This window comes from Streptomyces sp. XM83C, from assembly GCF_023072675.1.
GTDB classification, from domain to species: Bacteria; Actinomycetota; Actinomycetes; order Streptomycetales; family Streptomycetaceae; genus Streptomyces; species Streptomyces thermocoprophilus.
Genome location: NZ_JALLGL010000519.1, coordinates 1 through 2,147 on the forward strand (window position 1 = coordinate 1; position 2,147 = coordinate 2,147).

The 2,147-nt window shown below is 59.4% G+C and carries 2 protein-coding genes and 1 pseudogene; all 3 read left to right on the forward strand.

Annotation, left to right across the window (positions count from 1 at the left end):
• A partial coding sequence (locus MTQ10_RS29945; protein ID WP_247473680.1) for an RHS repeat domain-containing protein occupies positions 1–1,433 on the forward strand: 1,433 nt, incomplete at its 5' end.
• 60 nt (positions 1,434–1,493) lie between these two features.
• Complete coding sequence (locus MTQ10_RS29950; RefSeq protein ID WP_247473683.1) at positions 1,494–1,928, forward strand: hypothetical protein; 435 nt, start codon at positions 1,494–1,496, stop codon at positions 1,926–1,928.
• A 140-nt stretch (positions 1,929–2,068) separates the two neighbouring features.
• Positions 2,069–2,147, forward strand: a pseudogene (locus MTQ10_RS29955) (IS5/IS1182 family transposase); the annotation flags it as partial.

Sequence of the window (2,147 nt, forward strand, 5' to 3'; positions counted from 1 at the left end):
GCTACGGCCCCACCGGCAACGCCCAGAACCTCACCTGGGACCTCGAGGGAGAACTCACCCGCCTCACCGAAGGCACCAAGACCACCGACTACCTCTACGACGCCAACGGCGACCTCCTGATCCGCCGCGGCCCGGCCAAGACCGTCCTCTACCTCGCCGGACAGGAACTCCACTACGACACCGTCGCCAAAAAGTTCACGGCCCAGCGCTACTACCCCGCCGGTGACGCAACCGCAGTCCGCACCGAGGCCGGCCTGTCCTGGATGGTCGACGATCACCACGGCACCGCCTCAATGACCGTGGACGCCACCACCCAGGCCATCACCCGCCGCTACACCAAGCCCTTCGGTGAAGCACGAGGCACCACACCGCAGGCATGGCCGGACGACAAGGGCTTCCTCGGCAAACCCGCCGACACCAACACCGGCCTCACCCACATCGGCGCCCGAGAATATGACCCCCTGATCGGTCGCTTCATATCCGTCGATCCTATCCTCACGCCGGAGGACCACGAAGCGATCAACGGATACGCTTACGCCAATAATACGCCGATTGTCAAATCGGATCCGACCGGCCTGATACCGGCACCGCTATATCCGAACGGCAATTGCGGTACCGATTGCCGCGCGCACGAGCACTTCACCATGGAAAGCAACGGCAGAGGCGGGTTCAAATGGGTTTACCACTCCACGGTGACCTATTCCACTACAGTCACATTTTCCGGCGGTGGTAGCGGTGTCCTGCTCAGCGTAGTGAACGTAGAGGGCGGCGACGTCCGCCGCGCCTCCACTCTGTTGGTGGGGCCGGACCCTGTCCCCGAAAAGAAGCAAAGGCCTCGGAAGTATCTTTACGAAAGCCCGAATGGTGTGTGCATTTGGGCTATGGCCAGCACGTGTGAAGCCCCGCCCGAGCCACCGCCTGCGCCGATGCCCGACATCCCATGCGCCCAAGGGGAAGCGCAATGGATATGCGACGTCCGGAATTCCTACGCGAAGACGATGAGCACCATTGGCGCAAGTCTAGTCGGCACCTACGCCGCATCGCGTTGGGCCAAACAGGGCGTGACCACGGTGTACCGTGTCGAAGGAGCGGGAAATCAGAGGATAAAAATCCTCGAAGGCGGTTACGTGACTATCAAAAACTCACGTAAGGCCATATTCCTCAACTTCGGAGTATCTAAGCGAGCCGACGAATTTTTGGCGAAGCGGATATCCCAAGGATTCTCCGACACCAAGGTGAAGTCATTCGAAGTTGACGGAAGCTTCCTCTCGTGGTTGCGCGAAAGTGCGGTACCCGAGTCAATGGCCAAAGACTTCCCGAACGCACCTCTCGTAGTCGACGTGACAAAGGCAGTGGATCAGTATATGCTGCGCCCCGAGCATATGGAGAGATTCTTCGACAGCATCCAGCAAGGATCCGGAAAAGAAAGATAGCTAGCATGCCGGGCGGGGAGTCACCCGCCCGGCATTCGCCGTCTGCCAGAAGGGGGCGCCATGACACAGGTGTCGCATCTTTACTCGGGCGACAGGAAAGACGTCGCCAAATTCATCGAGATAGTGAATCTCCTCAAATCCCAACGCTCCATAATTACTGACAATGCGAACGAATTTAAGCGAAGCCTTCCCGCCTGGCTTTCGGAACAATTCTCACCTCCGATGTCCCCAGCGGATAAGGAAGCGTGGCTGTCGCGTTGGCGCAAGGCTAGTCCCGGTGAGAAAGTAGCGCTGGAACGGGAACGGGGATGGGAAGCGGGTCAGTGGCTCTACTGGTTTTCTCGGAGCAACGATTTTTGGGAGATTTCTGAAGTATGCGCCGTGGCCGATCACCTGGTAGAAGTGAGGCTTTCCTGCGCAGATACCCCAGCGCCCATCGAGGCCATGCGATGGCTGGCGGCTGCGGCAGGGCTCCGGTCTTCTGGCGAAGCATGAACTGCATGCACGGTGCGTTGATCCAGAAAGGTCGGTAGACGATCTCTGTTCGCGGCCGAACCAGTTTTCCTTCGGCCGTCGAACGGGTCATCGCTAGAGGTTGTCCCGTAACTGCTGGTCAGAGGTGAGATGATTTTGCTGTGGCTGGTGTGATCACGGCGTCGGAGCCCTCCTGGATAGGTCCGTTCACCGGGCTGAGCCCGCGGCAGTTCAACAAGC